Annotated in this window: 17 protein-coding genes and 2 tRNA genes; 7 read left to right on the top strand and 12 right to left on the bottom strand. The window is 26.8% G+C overall.

Going from position 1 to position 18,607, the window contains the following annotated elements:
- Positions 1 to 10: 10 nt before the first annotated feature.
- From ACTTBM_RS02940 to ACTTBM_RS02920, 5 genes are read right to left on the bottom strand one after another with little or no spacing between them, the layout of a single operon-like run.
- On the bottom strand, positions 11 to 1,867 hold the full coding sequence (locus tag ACTTBM_RS02940) for a hypothetical protein (protein WP_440634647.1): 1,857 nt from the start codon (positions 1,865 to 1,867) through the stop codon (positions 11 to 13).
- Positions 1,848 to 3,782, bottom strand: a complete 1,935-nt coding sequence (locus ACTTBM_RS02935) for a transglutaminase family protein (RefSeq protein ID WP_440634646.1) — start codon at positions 3,780 to 3,782, stop codon at positions 1,848 to 1,850. The genes ACTTBM_RS02940 and ACTTBM_RS02935 overlap by 20 nt, the downstream gene beginning before the upstream one ends.
- A complete protein-coding gene (locus ACTTBM_RS02930) occupies positions 3,775 to 4,686 on the bottom strand; it encodes a hypothetical protein (RefSeq protein WP_440634645.1) in 912 nt (303 codons plus the stop codon). Before ACTTBM_RS02930 ends, ACTTBM_RS02935 begins: the two co-directional genes overlap by 8 nt.
- Positions 4,676 to 5,560: an AAA family ATPase gene (locus ACTTBM_RS02925; protein WP_440634644.1), complete on the bottom strand. Its 885-nt coding sequence runs from the start codon at positions 5,558 to 5,560 to the stop codon at positions 4,676 to 4,678. Before ACTTBM_RS02925 ends, ACTTBM_RS02930 begins: the two co-directional genes overlap by 11 nt.
- Positions 5,557 to 6,165: a class I SAM-dependent methyltransferase gene (locus tag ACTTBM_RS02920; protein ID WP_440634643.1), complete on the bottom strand. Its 609-nt coding sequence runs from the start codon at positions 6,163 to 6,165 to the stop codon at positions 5,557 to 5,559. Before ACTTBM_RS02920 ends, ACTTBM_RS02925 begins: the two co-directional genes overlap by 4 nt.
- A gap of 20 nt (positions 6,166 to 6,185) precedes the next feature.
- On the opposite strand from ACTTBM_RS02920, the gene ACTTBM_RS02915 reads away from it, so the two are divergent.
- Positions 6,186 to 6,881: a glycosyltransferase gene (locus tag ACTTBM_RS02915; protein ID WP_440634642.1), complete on the top strand. Its 696-nt coding sequence runs from the start codon at positions 6,186 to 6,188 to the stop codon at positions 6,879 to 6,881.
- Positions 6,882 to 6,896: 15 nt separating this feature from the next.
- A complete protein-coding gene (locus tag ACTTBM_RS02910) occupies positions 6,897 to 7,550 on the top strand; it encodes a prepilin-type N-terminal cleavage/methylation domain-containing protein (protein ID WP_440634641.1) in 654 nt (217 codons plus the stop codon).
- A 32-nt stretch (positions 7,551 to 7,582) separates the two neighbouring features.
- On the opposite strand, the gene ACTTBM_RS02905 is transcribed toward ACTTBM_RS02910, so the two are convergent.
- The 5 genes from ACTTBM_RS02905 to carA all read right to left on the bottom strand — a co-directional run bounded on the left by ACTTBM_RS02905 (position 7,583) and on the right by carA (position 13,068).
- Positions 7,583 to 7,885 carry an STAS domain-containing protein gene (locus ACTTBM_RS02905; protein WP_440634640.1) on the bottom strand — a complete coding sequence of 101 codons (303 nt, stop codon included), beginning with the start codon at positions 7,883 to 7,885 and terminating at the stop codon, positions 7,583 to 7,585.
- A 99-nt stretch (positions 7,886 to 7,984) separates the two neighbouring features.
- The gene (locus tag ACTTBM_RS02900) at positions 7,985 to 8,197 is read right to left on the bottom strand and encodes a hypothetical protein (protein WP_440634639.1); all 213 of its coding nucleotides are present in this window, start codon (positions 8,195 to 8,197) and stop codon (positions 7,985 to 7,987) included.
- A gap of 4 nt (positions 8,198 to 8,201) precedes the next feature.
- Positions 8,202 to 8,588: a hypothetical protein gene (locus ACTTBM_RS02895; RefSeq protein ID WP_440634638.1), complete on the bottom strand. Its 387-nt coding sequence runs from the start codon at positions 8,586 to 8,588 to the stop codon at positions 8,202 to 8,204.
- A gap of 87 nt (positions 8,589 to 8,675) precedes the next feature.
- The gene (gene carB / locus ACTTBM_RS02890; RefSeq protein WP_440634637.1) at positions 8,676 to 11,894 is read right to left on the bottom strand and encodes a carbamoyl-phosphate synthase large subunit; all 3,219 of its coding nucleotides are present in this window, start codon (positions 11,892 to 11,894) and stop codon (positions 8,676 to 8,678) included.
- Complete coding sequence (gene carA, locus ACTTBM_RS02885) at positions 11,872 to 13,068, bottom strand: glutamine-hydrolyzing carbamoyl-phosphate synthase small subunit (RefSeq protein WP_440634636.1); 1,197 nt, start codon at positions 13,066 to 13,068, stop codon at positions 11,872 to 11,874. Before carA ends, carB begins: the two co-directional genes overlap by 23 nt.
- Before the next feature lie 127 nt (positions 13,069 to 13,195).
- Here carA and ACTTBM_RS02880 point away from each other — a divergent pair, with 127 nt between their 5' ends.
- From ACTTBM_RS02880 to ACTTBM_RS02860, 5 genes are all read left to right on the top strand, one after another.
- On the top strand, positions 13,196 to 13,657 hold the full coding sequence (locus ACTTBM_RS02880) for a GatB/YqeY domain-containing protein (RefSeq protein WP_440634635.1): 462 nt from the start codon (positions 13,196 to 13,198) through the stop codon (positions 13,655 to 13,657).
- Positions 13,657 to 15,432, top strand: coding sequence for a DNA primase (gene dnaG / locus ACTTBM_RS02875; protein WP_440634634.1), 1,776 nt, complete (start codon positions 13,657 to 13,659; stop codon positions 15,430 to 15,432). Before ACTTBM_RS02880 ends, dnaG begins: the two co-directional genes overlap by 1 nt.
- A 65-nt stretch (positions 15,433 to 15,497) precedes the next feature.
- A complete protein-coding gene (gene rpoD, locus ACTTBM_RS02870; protein WP_440634633.1) occupies positions 15,498 to 17,321 on the top strand; it encodes an RNA polymerase sigma factor RpoD in 1,824 nt (607 codons plus the stop codon).
- A gap of 3 nt (positions 17,322 to 17,324) precedes the next feature.
- A tRNA-Val gene (locus ACTTBM_RS02865) sits at positions 17,325 to 17,399 on the top strand.
- 58 nt (positions 17,400 to 17,457) lie between these two features.
- Positions 17,458 to 17,534, top strand: a tRNA-Ile gene (locus ACTTBM_RS02860).
- A 3-nt stretch (positions 17,535 to 17,537) separates the two neighbouring features.
- Here the strand turns inward: ACTTBM_RS02860 and ACTTBM_RS02855 are convergent.
- Complete coding sequence (locus tag ACTTBM_RS02855; protein WP_440634632.1) at positions 17,538 to 18,008, bottom strand: hypothetical protein; 471 nt, start codon at positions 18,006 to 18,008, stop codon at positions 17,538 to 17,540.
- Between the two features lie 5 nt (positions 18,009 to 18,013).
- Entirely contained in the window at positions 18,014 to 18,598 is a 585-nt protein-coding gene (locus ACTTBM_RS02850) for an MlaC/ttg2D family ABC transporter substrate-binding protein (protein WP_440634631.1), read from the bottom strand.
- Between the last annotated feature and the right edge of the window lie 9 nt (positions 18,599 to 18,607).

The raw sequence follows: 18,607 nt of genomic DNA, 5'->3' as shown, positions 1-18,607 counted from the left end.
AAAAACCCCTCTAATATTTATTAGAGGGGTTTTTTTTTATTCTGTAAATTGTCCAAAAAAAGAAGATAGTAAAAATAAAAATTAACGTAAATATACTTAAATAATTAAAAAATATTTGAAGTTTTAAATGTTTAAACTCAAAAGGTTCATAATTTAAAAACTTTATTAGTTCATCTTTTTGATCAATTTTAAATAAGAAGTTTTTTTCACAATTATTTCCTTCTGGATTTAAATAACATGAGGGATTAATAAAATTTAAATTTTCATTTACTCTAAGTAAAGGATCGCCTTGATAAAATCTTAGCTTAAGTTTTTTTTCAGTATTTAATGTCGTGGGATTATTCTCGTCAGAGCTATCGTATATTTTGTATTCATTAAATTTTATTTTTGAAACTATAGGTTTAAGTAATTTTAAATCATAGCCCAAAATAGGAAAATAACAGTATTGAATAGACTGATTATTTAAAAAATAATGATGCTCATAAGGACGAGAATAACTGGTTTCATCATTAACAATTGAAAGAACTTTTTCGATTTTAAAATCATCAACGTTATCTTTTGTAACATTATATTTAAGCAATATATCCAGTTCTGAATATCTAAAAACTTTATTTAATTTATTTCTATCAAAAGAAATATTTTGAATAATAACAATTGATATAAATAAAAATGTTATCAAATTGTATTTTTTAAAAGAAATCTTATCAAACATCATTGCTGTAAGGATTGAAAATAACAGAACAAATGGCGTAAGCTTTCTAAGTGACAGCCAGTCTGTCGTCATAAAAGGAATTTTTCCAACTAAAGAACCAAGAAATGTATTAGAGAAATTTAATAAAATTAGTACAAAAACTGCAATTAATAGTACAAAACTAAATAATAATTTAAATTTATCCTTTGTAATTTCTGGAACACTTCTTAAGTAAATAACTAGAACTATTAAAGGTAAAATTGATAAGTTAAATGACAATTCTTCAATTGATAAAAGAACATCAAATTTAGCAACATCATTTCCAATAGCCTCTCTAGGTGACAAGAAAAAGAAATCAAAAAATACAGAAATAAAATGTCGAATACTCTTAAAGTATAGAACTGATACTTCTCGTTCTAATTCACCAACAAATGACCATCCAGCATAAATTTTTGAAGATGAAATCATTAGACCAATTAAAACAGCCACTGATACATGTAATATAATCTTAAAATTTTTGAAATTGATTAGGTGTAATATTGTTAGAAAAAAAATAAAAATTAAGATTTCAATAACAATTCTAGTTCCACCACTGTGCATGATGATTGCAAAGATTAACCCGGCACATGAGATTAAAAATAATGAAGATATTTTATTTCGATTATTTAAGGATATAGCGCATAAGAAGAAAAAAAATGGAACTACATAATATAAACCCCAAGCAATATGACCAGACAAATAATGAAAAGCAAAACAATGGTTAAACAAAAATATTGTTGAACCAATTAAAGACGCATTATTAGATAGTTTAAAAATATTTCTTAAAACTAAGAAAAAACCATAAAAACCAATTAATGAATATAAAAAGAAAATAACTTTGAATGTAGTTAATGGTTTTAAAAACAAAAATAATAATTGAACTGGCGAGTAAAATTCTGATTCTGGGTTTGAATATAAGGGCAATCCACAACAAACATGTGGAGTGAACCAAGGAACATCCAATCCATTTTTAAAAAACCAGATTTTACCAAATATTAACCTTGATAATGCAGATTGAAAATCAAAATGGTGTTTCTCAAAATCTAAATAGGATAAGAAAATAATTTGATGAATTAAAAAAATTAAAACTCCCGATATAAATAATACTAGTTTTGATTTATCTTTTAAAATAAGCATATTTTAATATTTTTAAATTTATCTCATAAAAATTTTTTATTGAAACTTTGAAATTTTTACTAAACTTAAGCTTTTCATAAAAATCGAATAAAATTTTATATTTATGCTGATCAATTATATTTAATGAACTAAATATTTCTTGATGTGTCATAAATTCTGAAATGTTATTATTTTCTTTTCTAAGTTTTTTAAAAAATAATGTAAATAAAATTTTTTTTGAATTAATGAAAGTAAGAACTTTGAAAGCGTAAATAACAAAAATTGAAAAAAAAATAATAATTAGGAAATATTTATAGTTATTAGCTTTTGTTAACTTTTCTTTAATAAAATTTGATCTCGATTTCTCGTCATATCTAATAAAACTATTAGTCCATATATAGTTTATGTATTCAAAATAAATTCCAATTTTATTAATATTCATTTGTCCAGTTTCAAAATCATTTGTTGTTGATGCATTGAAACTATCAAAATTGTTGTTGTTTGAATTTAAAATATTGTTACTAGGAACAGATAATGTTGGGTCATACAAAACCCAATTATCATTTATAAATATTTCCACCCAAGAGTGAGCATCTTGTTGTTTAAATGTATAGAAATCCCCAATTTCATTATAAGATCCACCATAATAACCAGTGACTATTCTAGATGGTATGCCTGCTAATCTTGCGAGTATCGCAAAGGTTCCAGCATAATATTCGCAATAACCATTTTTAGTGTTGAAAAAAAAGTTTGCATAATCATTGCCTTGAGTACCAGGGGTTAGACTGTAATAAAAATCATTAGTTTTAAATTCATTTAAAATTTTATTTAAATACTCATTAGCATCTTTTGATTCTTCATAATTTGTTTTTGCCCATTGCATCAATTTAGGAGAAATATTTTTAGGCAACAGTGTATAATACTTCAAAATATTATTTTGAAATGTTACATCTTTTTTATCATAAACTAATTTGTATGATTTTTTATTACTTAAAATTTCTTTAGAAGTGAGTGTATTATTAATTAAATTTAAATCTAAATTTGAATTATTAAAATTATAGTTTGCTAATTTAGGTAGCCAGTTTTTTTCATGTGGAAACATTATTAATGAAGCATCAACACTTTCGTTTCTGATATGATTAGAGACTTTAAAACTATTCTTAAATTGTGAGAGTAATATTTTATATTCTGAATTTAACCAATCTTTATTGTTATTTAACTTATCAAACACCTTAACCCTGAAGTAGTACTTTTGATTAATATCTTGATTATTAATCTTAAATATAAAAACGTTTTCTTCACTACCTGATATATTGTGAAATGAACCTAGACTGATTTCATCAGGTATACCTAACTGATTTTTCTTGGTTTCAAATAGTTTTATATTCAATTCTGCCCTTGGAAAAATAAAGTACACAATTGCAATGATAGGAATAATGCTAATTGCAAATATAAAATATTTAACAAGATTATTTAAATTTAGTTTTAATATCTTAATTTGATTTAGTGAATAAAGATGAATGATTGATAATATAATTATCAAAAGAGAGAGAAGTGAGCTAATTAAGTCTTGACCGTAGACAAGTGAGCTTACAGCTAAAAATACACAAGTAAATCCAAAAAAATAATGATTTTCTTTTTTTTCAATTTCAGAATATTTTAGAAAGGCTAAACCCAAAATCAAATTTATAAAATATTCTTTAGATAATGTTTGATCATTTAAAATAAATAAGATGCAAACTGTAGATATAGCCAAAATAGAACTGAATACCTTTTTATAATTATAGTTGAAGCTTTTTTGAAGAATAGCAAAAACATATAAGATAACAAAAAAAATATTTGTTATTAGGTCAACTTCATCAATTAAAAGTAAATAGCTTGATGTTAATATTATCAAAGCATTAAAATTATAATTTAATAAATTTAGCTTAAACATTTGCAAGGTAAGTTAAGAGTTTGTTTCTATGTTCTAAAGAACAAGCAATCGTAGAAATAAAATCTTTATTTTTTAATAAAAATGGTTTTTTTAAATTATAAAAATATTCAATCAAATAGCTGGCATAAGAAAGTTTTTTTTCAAAACTATCATTATTCAATTTTTGTAGGTCTATAGTTACATGTTGTAAATTATTAGAAAACTTGAATTTTTTTTCGTAAAGTTTTTTTTTAATTGATGAGTGTTTCCATGAAATTTTAGATAAATTAGTATTTTCTTTATTTTCTTCAATTTTATCAAATTCATAATCAAAACCTTCATCAGTATTCAACTGATATAGTTGTTCAAAAATTTCATTTGAGGGTTTAATTGGCTCTGGGTAAATAGTTAGATTTTCGCTAAAAGACACATTTGTGAAAGTTTTTATAATACCAAAAGGGAATTGAGAGTGAATATCCAAAGTTGGGACTTTAACATTACCTCTTTTATTAAATTTATGCTTTAAATTTATATTAATTTTATTTTTGATATCTGCTTTGACACTATTTTTTCCTAAATCAAAATTAATATTAAGTCTTTCTCTTTTATGTTTGTCACTAATTATGTATCTTAAATTTACAACTTTATTAGCTGGGTGAAGTTTATCATTAATAGATAAATCTAAATTAAGTAAGTTTTGATAAGAGATTAGAATTGAGATGAAATAAATAAAAAATAAAATAATTGATAACAGCAGTGCAAAATTATTTTGATAAAAAATAGCTACCGAAAAACAAAAAAATATTAAAGCTGCAATTTGAAATCCTCTTAAATTTGGAAAGATATATAAATTTTTTCTACTGATAGTGTTAAGATATTTTAGAGATTTTTTTAAAAAAAACTTTTTCCAAAAACTATTTTTCATCAGGTAGAGGAACTTTCTTTAGAACTTCATTTTTCATAAATTCAATAAATTCGTTTTTTTCAACAATATTCAATCGATGACGAAGTATATAAGGAAGGACATCCTTAATTTCTTGATATGTTACATATTTATTTGAGTTTAAGTAACTTAATGATTTTGAAAGACTGATTGTTTGTTTTAAGCATCTTGGAGAAATATGAATATTATTAAAATTATTCTTTATAAATTGAGAAACGTTATCTAAATATTCAATTACACTATCATTGATATTTATCTGGCTAATATCTTTGATAGTTTGATCATAAGAAAAATTTGATTTAATTGAATTATTGTTTATCTCATTTTTTAGTAATTCTATTCTTTGATCTTTACTTAGTTCCTCTAAAGAAAATGAAATAGTGAAACGATCTAATTGTGATTCTGGTAATAAAGAAGTACCAGATAAATCTGATGGATTTTGTGTTGCAATAACAGAAAAAGGAATTGGAAGATTAAAGGTGTCCTTATCAATTGTTACTGTTTTTTCCTCCATAGATTCAAGAAAAGCACTTTGTGTTTTTGGACTTGCACGATTTAACTCGTCTGCGAGAACTATATTTGTAAATATTGGTCCTTTGTTAACAACAAATTCGTTATTTTTTAAGAATGTGTATCCAATTATATCACTTGGTAATAAATCAGATGTAAATTGAATTCTTTTAAATTTTAAATTCATTGCACTTGTTAAAGATTTTGCAAAAGTAGTTTTTCCTGTCCCTGGAAGATCCTCAATTAATATATGTCCCCCACTTAAAATGGTAGCTATAGAAATTTTAATCTTGAATTCATTTCCAATTATATTCGTTGAAATAGTGTTTATTAATTCTTTAATCATTTTGATTTTGTGAAATAAATATTTTTGCTGTTCGATATAATATAACTATCAATTACTTCAAGATTTGAATTTATTATTTTTGTTTTATCTGGAGTAAGATTAATAAAAACAAAATAGCAATGTCTTTTTATTAATTTTAGTTTTTCAACTATTTTTTTTAAATCATCTTTTTTTTTAAGAGGATCATTAAGTATAAATAAATCGTAGTTTTTCGAATTTAAATCAAAGTCTAAAATATTTTGATTTAAAATATTTATTTTTTCATTTTCTAATGATTTAGATATTTGATAAATAGCTTCATCCAACTCAATACCATCAATTTTGTGATGATTTATTTTACCAAAAAAATATAGCACTTTCCCATAACCTGATCCAAGATCACAAATTAAATTAATATTTTTTTTTTCAATGAATGATTTTATTTTTTTTAAAAAGGTGAATGGACATGGAATAGAGTCTGATAAATAGTTGCTCTTTAGATATTTGAATTTATTTAGATATTTATCATATTTAAAATTGAAATAAATTTCATTTATAATTATTGGAATAGTATAAAAATGATAATTCAAAATTATATGATACAATGCTCTAATGTTGTTTAACATTTTAAATTAAATATATTGTAATGGGAAATCTATCAATAGTATTAAGTTCTTACAACGAAGTAGAAAATATTAAATTTGCAATAGATACATTGGTTAATTACGCTGTTGTTAAAGAGATAATAATAATTGACGATAATTCTTCTGATGGAACAGTTGATATTTTAGAAAAATACAATCATCCAAAAATAAAATTTGTAGTTAGAAAAAATATCAGAGGTTTCGCTAGTGCTTTTATAGATGGTATTAAACTAAGTGCTGGAGATTATATTTTAAGATTTGATATTGATATGCATAATAGTATTGATCATTTTATTAAAACTTTTGAAAACATTAAAAATGAAGATTGTATAATATTTTCTAGATATGTTGAAAATGCTTTAGATGAAAGAAGTAAATATAGAAGATTACCAAGTTTGATAATTAACAAATTATCTCAGTTACTTCTTTATTCACAAATTAAAGATTATACAAGTTGTATAATTATATTTAAAAGAGATATTTTAATTGATATTTTTCCGAAGAATACTTTTTATGCTAACTTTATAATTGACTTCATTTTTGAAATGAAAAAAAATAATAAAGTAATAAAAGAAGTTCCATTTATTCAAGAAAGAAATACTGAATTAAATAGTAAGTCGGCTCCAAGTATTCTAAAATTTTTAATTAATGGTTTTTTTTACTTAATTTCCATATTAAGATGTTCACTAAATAAATAAAAAATTAGTAAGTAAATGCATTTTAAACTCCAAAAAGGTTTTTCTTTAGTCGAACTTTTAGTTGTAGTTGCAATTATCGGTGTATTAGCAGGTGTCGGCGTTGTTGGTTATCAAAGTTATGTAGATTCTACTAGATTAAAAGTATTAGAGCAAAATTATACAACAATTACAAAATATATGGACACAGAAACTATTATTATTCAAAATGACCTTGGAAGTGCAACTCCTGAATATGATGATGGTGGTAATTTAACAGGTGACATGGTTAATTCTGACACCACTTGTAAACAATTCTTAATTTCAATGAAAAATTATTTCTTAGGTGGTGGTACAGATAATTCTAAATTTAAGAATCCATGGAAACCTAATAAAACAAGTATTACAATTGATAATGAAGCTTGGGGAAATCATAAACGAGGTCAAATCCAAATGTTCTGTTATAAATCTACAGGAGGATATGGTTCAGGTGGTGGTTGTCCAATGGCAAAAGCTAGATTTAGAGTGATAATACACAGAGACACTGGAGATTATTCACATAAATCAATTGGTGGTAAATATTTTGGTACTAGTGCTGCAGATGGTCAAGCAGATTGTGGTTGGAATTTATCAGATCATGGTGCATGGCATACAGGTGCAGACGCTATCGATACTGACGCAGATTACGATTAATAGAAGCGAGTTTAAATTTAAAATATTTAATATTAATTCTCGATGTCAAAAAAACTTGTTAGTTTTGCAAGTTTTAAAACTGAAACTACAGCTTCGCTAGGTTTAACTATTTTAAATTCTTTACTTCCTTCCCCAGCTCTTTGTTTACTTTCAATAAGTACTGCAATTCCTGAACTATCAATATAATTTACAGCACTCATATCAACTGATACAGCTTTATTGTCATCTAAAGCTCCTTGTACTTGTTGTCTTAAATTTCCAGAATTTTCTAGATCTATTTCACCACTGACTGTTATTATCAGCACATCATTTTCAGTTTTTTCTGGATAACTCATGATTTAAATATAATCAGAGTAAACACGTAGTCAACAAAATCATTAAACTTAAATCTTGTTGCTGATAGTAAATATTGAATTTAATTTAAATAATTAAGGCTAAGAGTAGCTAGCAGCAATTAATGCGATTGCAGAAACGGTAGATACAAAATAGATTAGTTTCTTCTTATTCTTCTCTTTCCCATTAATCTTGTTAATCATTTCTTCATAGCTTAATTTAGCGTTATATTCATTTTTCTCCAAATAAGCCTTAGGTACCACCACATCATTTATTTTTTTATTTTTTAAAATTATATGTTGAATATTGTTCATAGTCTTAAATTTTTCTAGAAAGCTCAATTAATTCTTTAAGAATAATCTCATTGTTTTCTAAATTTTTTTTTCTCCATTCTTGAGAAACATAAATTTTTGAATTGTCTTTAATTAACCAATTTAATTTGATTAATTCTGAAACTTTTCTTCTAACAGTTTCCCTTGGAAGACCAAGACTTCTTGAAATTAAATTAATACTTGCTCCATTTGAAGTAGAACAAAACACTGAATCTTCACAAATAAGATTTTCATTTGTAAAATTTTTTAAATTAATTCTGCTTACTAATTTTAATATTTGAGGGTAATAAGATCTGTCACCAAAGTTTGATATATCTTTTGTATATATTGAAGAAACTAAATCTTCTATTATTTTATAATTTTGTAAATGCATGAATTGATCTTTTACCCAAATTGGGTTTTTTTTAAAATAAAATTTATATTATTTTCTATGCTTAATATATAATTTTTTTATAGATATTTATTGTATAGCCTGAACTTCTAGCTTTTTTGTTTTCAAAGATTTAATTGCTTCTAAACATGCTAGAGCTGTAGACATGTTTGTACAATAAGGAACTTTATTTTTGAGCGTTGCTCTTCGAAGTGCAATAGCGTCATTTAATCTGTGCTCACTGTTTCCACCGCCGGTATTAATTACAAGTGCAATTTTATTTGAATCTAAAACGTCTACAATGTGAGGACTGCCACTACTTACTTTGTTTATAATTTTGCATCTCATGCCATGTTTTTGTATGTATTCAGCAGTACCTTTCGTTGCACATAATTTGAAGTTAAGCTTTATTAGCTGTCTTGCTAAATCAATACCTTCGTCTTTATGTGAGTCTTTTAAAGATATAAATGCAAGACCTTGTTTTGGAAGTGAGTTGGCTGCAGCAATTTGACTTTTAGCAAAAGCCATTCCAAAATCTTTATCAAATCCCATCACTTCACCTGTAGACTTCATCTCAGGTCCTAAGAGTAAATCGCTATTTGGAAATTTATTAAAAGGAAATACAGCCTCTTTTACTGCATACATTCCTTTTGATTTATCCTTAAGATTAAATTTAGAAAGTTTTTCACCAGCCATTATTCTTGATGCAATCTTTGCAAGTGGTATCCCTTTTGCTTTTGAAACAAACGGTACAGTTCGACTAGCACGAGGATTTACTTCAATAATATAAATTTCATCTTTCTTGATTGCATATTGAATATTCATAAAACCTTTTACTTTAAGTGCTAAGGCAAGTTTTTTTGTTTGATTTTCAATTTCTTTAATTAGATATGGTTTAATTGATACAGGTGGCAAACTACAAGCTGAGTCTCCAGAATGAATTCCTGCTTCCTCTATATGTTGCATGATACCTGCTACATATACATCTTTTCCATCAGAAATAGCATCCACATCAACTTCCATTGCATGATCTAAAAATTTATCAATTAAAATTGGATTTTCTTCAGCAGCTTTAAATGCTTCTTCGACAAAGTTTTTCAGTTGACTTTTTTCATGAACAATTTCCATTGCTCTTCCACCTAAAACATATGAAGGTCTTACTACTAATGGTAAACCAATTTTTTCAGATATTTTAATTGCTTCTTTGAATGTTTTTGCAATCCCACTATCAGCTTGTTTTAAATTTAATTTAATTAATAGGTTTCTAAATTGATCTCTATCTTCTGCTAAATCTATTGAGTTATATTGTGTTCCTAAAATTGGAAGTTTGTTATCATTTAAAAATTTAGCAAGCTTTATTGGAGTTTGTCCTCCAAACTGAGCAATAACACCTATTAGATTTCCTTTTTCTTGTTCTTTTTTAATAATGTTAAATACATACTCTTCTATCAAAGGTTCAAAATATAACCGGTCACTCGTATCATAATCAGTAGATACAGTTTCAGGGTTGCAATTAACCATGATGGTTTCGTATCCTGCGTCTTTTAATGAAAAACTTGCCTGACAACAGCAATAATCAAACTCAATTCCTTGGCCTATTCTGTTAGGGCCACCACCTAAAATTATTATTTTATTTTTATTTGATGGATTTGCCTCACACTCAGAACTTATTGAAAAATTTCTTTGATAAGTTGAGTACATGTAAGGTGTAAATGATTTAAATTCAGCAGCACAGGTATCAACTTTTTTATATACAGGTAGCACTTTTAGAGCAGTTCTTTTTCTTCTTACAAGATCTTCGGAGGTATTAGTAAGTTCAGCTAATTTTTTGTCTGAAAAACCAATAGATTTAATTCTATTAAATTCATTATAATCTTTTGGAAGGCCTCTTTTTTTAATAACTAACTCGTTATCAACAATCTCTTTAATTTGTCCTAAAAACCACGGATCAATTTTAGATAAACTATAAATTCTTTTTAAATTGATTTTTTTTCTAAAAGCCTCGGCAACAAGAAGTATTTTATTTGGAATATGCTCTTTTAGTTTTTTTTCTATTTGTTTTTTATTTAGATTAAATATTTGGTCCAAACCAGAAAAACCAGTTTCTAGAGAAACCAATGCTTTTTGAACAGACTCTTTGAAATTTCTTCCTATAGCCATTGCTTCACCAACAGATTTCATTGAAGTACCTAAAGTTGCAGGAGAAGTAGAAAATTTTTCGAAAGTAAACCTTGGTATTTTGGTTACTACATAATCAATACTTGGTTCAAAAGAAGCAGGTGTTACTTTTGTAATCTCATTTTTAAGTTCATCTAAAGTATAACCAACTGCGAGTTTAGCCGCTACTTTTGCAATTGGAAACCCGGTTGCTTTAGATGCAAGTGCTGATGATCTGGATACTCTTGGATTCATTTCAATAACAACCATTCGTCCATTTTTTGGATTGATTGCAAATTGAACATTGGATCCACCTGTCTCAACACCAATTTTTCTTAAACAAGCAATAGAGGCATTTCTCATAACTTGATATTCTTTATCAGTAAGAGTTAAAGCTGGAGCAACAGTTACAGAATCTCCTGTGTGAATTCCCATTGGATCAATATTTTCTATCGAACAGATAATTATACAGTTATCTTTTTTATCTCTTACAACTTCCATCTCAAATTCTTTCCAACCTTCTAGACATTCTTCTACTAGAACTTGGCTAACTGGAGACTCGTGCAGCCCGTTTTTTATAATTTTAAGATATTCTTTTTTATTCTTTGCGATCCCACCACCTAGACCACCTAAAGTAAATGCAGGTCTAATAATTGCAGGCAAACCAATTTTATTTAGAACCCTAGAAGCTTGATTGATATTATTTACAATTTCAGATTTTGGTAAATCTAGACCAATATCAATCATATTTTTTCTAAATTTTTTTCGATCTTCAGCATTAGAAATTGCTTTAGAATTTGCACCAATAAGCTCTATTTTGTATTTTTTTAATATCCCTTTTTTCTCTGCCTCCATTGCAAGATTAAGAGCAGTTTGGCCTCCCATAGTTGGAAGAATTGCATCTGGTTTTTCTTTTATAAGAATTTTTTCTAGAACCTCTAATGTGATAGGCTCTATGTAAGTTTTATCTGCAACATCAGGATCGGTCATGATTGTTGCAGGGTTAGAATTAATTAAAACAACTTTATAACCTTCATCTTTTAAAGCTTTACAAGCTTGTGTTCCAGAGTAATCAAACTCACAAGCTTGGCCAATTATTATTGGACCAGCTCCAACAACTAAAATTTTTTTAAGATCTTTTCTTTTTGGCATTTTTTTTCATATTGTTGATAAATTCTTGAAATAAATAGACACTGTCTTGAGGTCCTGGATTAGATTCAGGGTGATACTGTACTGAAAATATTGGTTTGTTTTTTAATTTAATTCCCTCAACACTATTATCAAAAAGAGATTGATGAGTTACTTGAATATTCTTTGGTAAAGTTTCTTTGACTACTTCAAAACCATGATTTTGACTTGTGATTTCAACATTATTTTGGATTATATTTTTAACAGGATGGTTAGCCCCTCTATGACCTAGTTTCATTTTTTTTGTTTTACCACCTAAGGCCAAACCTAAAATTTGGTGTCCTAAACAAATACCAAATATTGGTAAATTTTTTTTAATAAGTTCTTTGATAATATTTATTGCATATTTTCCAGTTGCAGCAGGATCACCAGGTCCATTTGATAGAAATATTCCATTAGGCTTAAGTTTAATTATATTTTCAGCAGAAGTTACACATGACACTACTGTCACTTTGCAATTAAAATCAGAAAAATACCTTAAAATATTTTTTTTAATTCCATAATCTATTGCAACAACATGAAATTGATTTTTTCTATTTTTTACAAATCCCTCTTTCTTTTTCCAAGTTTTAAAACCCTTCCAAATATAATTTTTTGGAGTTGATACTTCTTTAGCGAGATCTAGATTTTTTAACCCGCTCCATTTTAAAGTAGTATTTGTTAGTTTGCTTATATTGAATTTTTGTTTTTTCGAAAAAGCAATTGTTCCTTTTGGTGCTCCTTTATCTCTAATAAAATTAGTTAAACTTCTGGTATCAAGACCAGTGAGCCCAACAATTTTGTTCTTCTTAAGCCATGCATCTAGATGTAAAAAAGCTCTATAGTTTGATGGGTCAGTTATTTCTGAATTAAAAATTACTCCCTTAGTCCATATCTTATCAGACTCTATATCTTCTTTGTTAGTGCCTACATTTCCAATATGGGGAAATGTAAAATTGATAATTTGACCCGCATAAGAAGGATCTGAGATTATTTCCTGGTAGCCAGTTAAAGAAGTGTTGAAACACACTTCTCCAGTTGCCTCTCCTTCATAGCCAATACCAATTCCTTTAAATACTTTCTTATTTTCAAGAACTAAAAGACCTGTATTAATTTGATAATTATTTTTTGAGTTTATTTTTTTTGAATTTTTGATCAATTACAACTCATGAGTTAAAGGTTAATACAATAATTGCTTTATTATCGCAACAGAGATGTATTATAAAATTGTAAAAAAACAATTTTTCTTTTGAAGAATTTTTTCTTTGAAGTAGATTAAAAAAATTATGTCATTAAAGAACACTATCGAAAACGAGTATAAAAAAGCTCTAAAATCAAAAGATAAAAATAAAATATCAACCTACAGGTTAATTTTATCTTCTATTAAAGATTTAGACATCGCTAATCGCTCTGGGCCTAACAAAAAAGACACAGATGATGAGGATATTAAAAAGCTTCTTAAAAAAATGGTTAAACAAAGAGCCGAATCTATTGAAATCTATAAAAAAAATAACAGAACAGATTTATTAGAAGTTGAGCAGAATGAATATGTTATCTTAACAAGTTTCTTACCTAAGCAAATGAGCGAAGAAGACACCAAAAAACTATGCGCTGAATTAATCTCTAAATTAGGTGCAAGTTCCATTAAAGATATGGGTAAAATAATGGGAGAGTTAAAGAAATCTCATTCTGATGAAATTGATTTTTCTAAAGCTGGATCAATAATTAAGGAATTATTGAATAGTTAATGAAATACCCCAAAGAGTATTTAGATGAAATTAAGACACGGTTGAAAGTGTCAACGGTTGTTTCGAAAACAGTTTCATTAAAAAAAAGGGGTAAAGAATTTGTAGGTTTATCTCCATTTAAAAACGAAAAAACTCCTTCATTTACTGTCAATGATGAAAAAGAATTTTATCATTGTTTTGCTACTTCAGAACATGGGAATATTTTTGATTTTATAATGAAAACTCAAAATTTAAAGTTTGGAGAAGCTGTTAAACATTTGGCTCAATTAGCAGGTATGCAACCATATTTATTTTCAAAAAAAGATGAAGAACGAGAAAAAAAATGGAATGAATATAAATCAATCTATAATGAATATGTTGATTTTTACCATAATGAGTTGATCAAAAACGAACAATATTCAAATGCTAGAGAGTACTTAAAAAATCGATCTTTGAGTAAAGAGGAAGTAAAAAGATTTAAAATTGGATATGTGGAAAAAAATCCAAATATTTTTGAACAATTAAAAAATAAATATAGCGAACAAACCTTAGTTGAAACTGGATTGTTTTATTTAGATGAAAAAAAGAAAATTTATTTTGAAAGATTTAGAGGAAGATTAATTTTTCCAATTAATAATATAACTGGTCAACCAATTGCTTTAGGCGGAAGAATAACAGAAAACCTAGATTATCTTGCAAAATATATTAACTCACCTGAAACTTTATTTTTTAAAAAAGGATCAAACTTATACAATCTAGATTTAGCTAGAAAATTATCAAACAAATTAGATCACATTTATTTAGTCGAAGGTTATATGGATGTTGTCGGGTTAAGTAAAAATGGAATTGATAATGCTGTTGCAAATCTTGGCACTTCACTAACTGATAAACAAATTCAAATTCTTAACCAATTTTTTGATGATATAATTATATGCTTTGATGGTGATGAAAGTGGTTATAAAGCAGCATTAAGAGCTGCAGAAAATTCAATTAAAGAATTAAAACCAGAAAAACAAATTTCATTCTTATTTTTACCAAACAAGGAAGATCCTGACAGTTATGTGAATAAAAATGGAAAAGCTAATTTCATAGAATTTACTAAACAATCTAAGTTATCAATTCATCAATTTATTTTTAATCACTACAAAAAACAAACTGAAAACAATCCTTCTTCTATGGCTATTTTCGAAAAAAGATTAAGAGATATAGCAAATACTATTAAGGATGATTATATAAAAAAATATGTATTAGAATATTTTTTAGAGAAAATTGCAGAATTAACTCCTCATTCAAATCAAAAAAATAAAAAAAATTATAAAAAACCAACCAAATCTTTAGATGTTACAAAGAAGTATTATAACGAAAGCCAATCTTTATCGGGAGTTGAGCTTAAAGAATTTTCCTTAATTTATTTGATAATTAATAATTTAAATTTAATTCAATCAAATATTCATTTAATTGAAAATATTAAATTATTTACTGAAGTTAATAAAAAAATCTTTAATCAAATAATTGAAGTTTTAAAATCCGAAAATCAAATAGTTGTTCAGGACTTAAATTTAGATAGTCAGATAATTGAAAAAATAAATAAATTTGCACCAATAAAATATATTCTAAAAAATAATTCTGAACATGAACAAAAAATCATTGAATTGCTTGAAGATATCTCAAGAGATTTAATGAATTATGATCTTGAGTTTAGAATTCAAGAGTTAGAATCGAAGTTCTCAGTCGATATGAGCGAGAGTACATTTAATGAGCTAAAAGAGCTCAAAAAAAAGCAGAATCTCAATTAATCTGGACAAATTTGTAATGGATTTTTACAGATTTGATATTATATAAGACTTTCAATTTTATCACTGTGGAAAGAATTATTACAAAATCATTTGCTAGATTAATGGGACGAGGAACCCATCGAGGATTTATTACTTATGAAGAGTTGAGCAAATCTTTAGGTAAAAGAAATTTATCAGATGAAAATCTTTCTCAAGCTTTTATTCATATCTTAGATGAAAATATCTCATTAGTTGAAAAAAAATCAGATTTTAAAGTTCTCCGAAAAAAAGAAAATTCTAATAAAGAAGAGGGCAAAACAATCGAGAAAAGTGATGACCCTATCAGAATGTATTTACGAGAAATGGGCGGTGTTGAATTGCTTTCGAGAGAGGGTGAAATAGCAATTGCAAAAAGAATAGAGGCAGGAAAAGATGTAATGTTAATTGCATTGTCGCAAAGCCCAATTACAGCTCAACAATTTTTTGAGTGGAATGACAAACTCCAAAAAGATGAAATACTAGTTAGAGAAATAATAGATATTGATACAAACTACATGGAAGATGAATCAACTGGACCAAGTGCGAAACAAAAAAATGCTGGTGAAACTGATAAAGATGATGGATCTTCAGATGAAGATGACGATTTTAATCCAACACTCGCAGCAATGGAGACAGAAATTAAACCAAAAGTATTAAAGACAGTTAATACATTAACCAAAGAATATTCAAAACTTATTAAATATCAGAAAGAAAAGTTAGATTGTGTTTTAAATTCTCAAAACTTTACTCCAGCAAAGGAAAAAGGTTATGATAAAATTGTAAATGATATATTAGAAAATATTAAATCACTTCAACTTTCCCCATCTGTTTTAGAGGAACTTGTTCAAAAGCATTATGTTGAGAATAAAAAAATAATTTCTTTAGAAGGAAATCTTTTAAGACTTGCCATGGATCAAAAAATTCCAAGAAATGAATTTATAAAATTTTATGTAGGTAATGAAATAAATCCAAATCTTAAAAAATTTTTAGATACAAATTTAGTCTGGAAGCAATTTTTTGCAAAAAATAAAGAGGAATTTAAAAATATCAGAGAAAGACTTATTGAAATAAGTCATAAACTTGGAATTTCTGTTACTGATTTTAAAAAATTAGTTAGTAGAGTTCAAAAGGGTGAAAAAGAATCTAGGATAGCTAAAAAAGAGATGGTTGAAGCCAACCTTAGATTGGTAATTTCAATAGCCAAAAAATACACAAATAGAGGATTGCAATTTTTAGATTTAATTCAAGAGGGTAATATTGGGTTGATGAAAGCAGTTGATAAGTTTGAGTATAGAAGAGGATATAAATTTTCTACTTATGCAACATGGTGGATCAGACAAGCAATTACCAGATCAATTGCAGACCAAGCAAGAACAATTCGTATACCTGTTCATATGATTGAAACTATAAACAAAATTGTGAGAACTCAAAGATTAATACTTAGTGAGTTTGGAAGAGAAGCAACTCCAGAAGAGTTGGCACAAAAATTAAGAATGCCATTAGACAAAGTTAGAAAAGTATTAAAAATTTCTAAAGAACCAGTTTCTCTTGAAAAACCAGTTGGTGACGAAGAAGATAGTAGTTTAGGAGACTTTATAGAAGATACAAAAGCTTTAGCTCCATTAGAGCAAGCTATTAAATCTAACCTTGGAGAGGCAACTACAAAAATTTTATCTACCTTAACCCCAAGAGAGGAAAGAGTATTAAGAATGAGATTTGGTGTAGGTATGAATACTGATCACACTTTAGAGGAAGTAGGTTTACAGTTTTCCGTAACAAGAGAAAGAATTAGGCAGATCGAAGCCAAGGCTCTTAGAAAATTAAAGCACCCAAGTAGATCTAAACAACTAAAAAGTTTCTTAGAAAGTTAGATTGGGCCGTTAGCTCAATAGTAGAGTACTGCATTGACATTGCAGGGGTAGTTGGAGCGTAACCAACACGGCCCACCATTATTGATTTATCTTTAATTGATAACTTGATAAAAATGATATAACTAACTAATGTTTAGGGCCTGTAGCTCAGTTGGTTAGAGCAGTACACTCATAATGTATTGGTCCCAGGTTCGAGTCCTGGCGGGCCCACCAAATTTATTTTTTTGATATTCCAGCAAGTTTTTGCAAAAGATATATTTCTTTTTCAGTTAAGCCTTTTTTATTTAATTCAGCAATAATTTCTTTTTTAAGATTTTTTGAAGCTAAAAATGAAATAATTCCAATCGAAGATGTAAGTAATGTAATCAACAAATTTGAAAAAGTGACGAATATTGAAAAAAAAGAGACTGTAAACCAAAAGAATATTAAACCTATAACAATAATTTTTTGACTTTTTAAATCTTTTATTTTTAAAAAAAAAAGAAACATTAGAGTTATAAGCATTAAAATTCCAGAAATTATAAACCACAAAATAATTGAAATATCAGAAGTGCTACCACCTACAAAAGTATCTTCCAATGCTTCATTAACAAAATATAAAATTATACCTTTGTACAAAGCATAAATTAAAAAAGCCGAAGTAATTAAAGCTGAAATTATTAGTATTGATTTGGTTGTAATTTTCAAATCAATTAACTATTTGAAAACTCTTTTAGTTTCAAAATTAATGCGTTGATATCACCATCTGCACCAAGGATGATAGAGTTAAATTCTTCTTTTTGAGTTCTGGCCAAACTTAAACCCTCAATAATTAGATCCCTAATTAAAGGTTGATCTTTGTTTTTTGTGTATACTCTCCAATCTATTTTAACAGCAGGTCTTTTATCTGTAGCTGCTAATGTACTTGAAACGATTGTATAGTTTTCATTAATTTTATTTTTTGAATCAACATTTATTATTGGATTAGAATATTCGGCTAATCTGCTTGAAAAACTTTGTAAAAAATATTCAGCAAATGCTTTTTCATACTCAATTTTTTGCTCATCGGATGCGTTTTTTCTGTGTGAACCTAATGAATAAAAGCCTATACCTCTTATATCGACTGTATCTAATGCAATTTTTTTTAATTCATCCATTCTTTCTTCTTTTGTTAGACCACCACCAAGTGTTTCAGCAGCTCTATTTACAGTAGACTGGACAAATACATCAGCCTCTATAGAGTAAGAATTTGTAAAATTTAAATTTAGCAACAACAATAGAATAATTATTTTTTTCATATTTTTTAA

The sequence above is a fragment of the Candidatus Pelagibacter sp. HIMB1746 genome (assembly GCF_052047555.1).
GTDB lineage: Bacteria > Pseudomonadota > Alphaproteobacteria > Pelagibacterales > Pelagibacteraceae > Pelagibacter.
Note: the sequence above shows the minus strand (reverse complement) of the source record. Positions and strands in the feature narration are given on the sequence as shown.